The organism is Clostridium sp. AF28-12, assembly GCF_003435225.1.
Taxonomy (GTDB): Bacteria; Bacillota; Clostridia; order Lachnospirales; family Lachnospiraceae; genus Pilosibacter; species Pilosibacter fragilis.
The window spans coordinates 1-525 of record NZ_QWGJ01000025.1; the positions used below are offsets into that span (position 1 = coordinate 1).

General features: G+C 57.7%; 1 protein-coding gene. It reads right to left on the minus strand.

The window, feature by feature from the left end:
* The coding region (locus DWY93_RS17620) for a ParB N-terminal domain-containing protein (RefSeq protein WP_242990689.1) at positions 1-525 on the minus strand (525 nt) is incomplete at both ends.

Genomic DNA, 525 nt, shown 5'->3' on the forward strand with positions numbered 1-525 from the left:
AGGATTTCTTCACGCTGGTTGAGATTGTCCTCGACCATCTGCGTGATGGCTTCATCGTCCGTCAGATTGCGAACAATACAGGGCATATCCGCATATCCGGCAAGCTCGCTGGCCTTCTGGCGGCGGTGGCCGGACACGATCTCATAGCCGCCATCCTCACGGGGACGGACGATAGCGGGCTGGGTCACGCCCTTGTCCTTGACGCTGGACACCATAGCCCGCATTTCTTCATCATCCCGGACCTCAAAGGGATGGTTCTTAAAGGCGTGGAGTTCGTTCAGCTTGATATAGACGATCTGCTCCTTGCCCCGGCGTGGTGCATCCTTCGGCTTTTCGGATTCCTTCGGAGCGGGAGCAGCCTGTACCGTTGGAGCCGTTTTTTTCTCCGGTTCCTTTTTGACCGCCTTTTCCGGTTTCTGTGCAGGAGCTTTGGGCTTCAGGGCTGCGGCCTTGTCCTTATCTGCTTTCGGGGGACGGCCCCGGCGCTTCGGCTGTTCCGGCTCTTTGGGTTTTTCCTCCGCTTTC